This window comes from Pseudoalteromonas sp. MMG007 (assembly GCF_018100985.1).
Taxonomy (GTDB): Bacteria; Pseudomonadota; Gammaproteobacteria; order Enterobacterales; family Alteromonadaceae; genus Pseudoalteromonas.
In genome coordinates, this window is sequence record NZ_JAGJEI010000035.1 from 1 (window position 1) to 1,579 (window position 1,579).

Below are 1,579 nucleotides of genomic sequence, written 5' to 3' on the forward strand. Positions count from 1 at the left end.
GGCGTTGGTATGACTCCCACTGTCAAGTTAAACACACTGATCCTTGCTTAACTTTTTAAGCCATAATTACTTCAGCTCGAATTAGAGCGAGTTAATACATAGGATGAAGCAAGTAATGTCGTCGGTTATCTTGCTGATATTCGTTGGTTATTACTATTTCTAGTAACAGAGCAGACCTTACTTATTTCGTCGTGGCACCTGTCTTCAGTCTATGTTCGTGGTTCAATGCAGCGTTAGCTGCATTGCCATCCTAACGCCGTCGGTGGTTGTGCCACACCCGATGCTTGATCCCATGCATTAACTCTAATTCGTTTATCATGCGGGTACTCTTGCCAATCTACGTTTTGTATTTACTGGCGTAAGCACCACTTCTTTTGCAATAGCCCATATGTACGCAATCATTTCTCGGGCAATGGCGGTGACAACAAGGTTGTAGTGCTTCCCTTTGGCTATCATTTTTTTATAGCGCTTGCAGAGCCTAAGCTGTGCTTTCCATGCAATATCAATAATGTCCTTTGGTAAACCTTCTTGTCTTTTTTGCATATCTGTGGATATATTTGCTGCATAGCGATAAGTGTGTGCACCTTCAACAAGAAGGCGTCTTGCTCGGCCATTTCCGCATTTTGTGATGGCGCCAATATGGCGTTTGCCACCACTCGAGTGTTCACTGGGTACAAGACCGAGATAACTCATTAATTTGCGAGGATGATCGAATCGCGATAAATCGCCAAGCTCAGCAACAACGCCGGTGGCGACCAACAAACGGACACCACGCATAGCTTGTATTGCTTTGACAACAGGGTAATAACGCCACTGGTGAACGTGGTGTGTTAGTTCATTGTCTAGCCGTTCAAGTCGGCTTATTCGCTCGGTAATTGTGTGTAAAAACTCTTGTAAGACGATGTGCTGCGCAGGATGAGGTAGCACTAGTTCAGTGAGCCAGCGTAGATGTTTTTGTGACCAATTTGCAGTGCCTCTGTAATTAATATTATTGCGAAGCAGCAGCGCCTTTAATTGATATTTGGCATCTTTTAAATCCTTCATGGCTACTTCGCGTGCACGAGATAAATCGCGTACAGCTTCATCTTCAGGCTCGGGAACATAGATAGGTGTTAAATCTTCAGACTTAAGTAATTTAGCGAGCTTAAGTGCATCACGTTTATCGGTTTTAATCTTCTCACCAGGCTTTTTAGGAATAAGAGAGGGGGCAACCACATAGCAGCAATGGCCAAGGCTGGTAATTAATCGGTAAATCCAATAACCACATGGACCTGCTTCATAAACAAAATGAAGTGTGGCGCCAGGGTATTTCGATTCGAACTGGCGAACAAGCTTTTGAACGGCCACTTTGGAAGAGGAAATTCGACCAAGATGAACAGGTTGACCCCCCCTATGTTCTTCAATATAGGCGACTTCATTGAATTCTTTATGTGTATCAAGTCCGATAAAAAGTATGCTATGTTTGTTCATGTTAGCCTCTGCTGTTTAGTTATTTGACAAACTAATTATGGCTCTGGCTTTGAATTAAGCTAACCCACGAAAAGCGGAGGCTAACACCGTGTGGGAGTCATTATGTCTA

At 43.5% G+C, this 1,579-nt stretch carries 1 protein-coding gene; it reads right to left on the reverse strand.

Translation table 11 applies throughout. The annotated features are described in order from the left end of the window. Window positions 1-315 precede the first annotated feature (315 nt). A complete protein-coding gene (locus tag J8L71_RS18280; RefSeq protein WP_211001790.1) occupies window positions 316-1,470 on the reverse strand; it encodes an IS110 family transposase in 1,155 nt (384 codons plus the stop codon). Window positions 1,471-1,579: the final 109 nt, after the last annotated feature.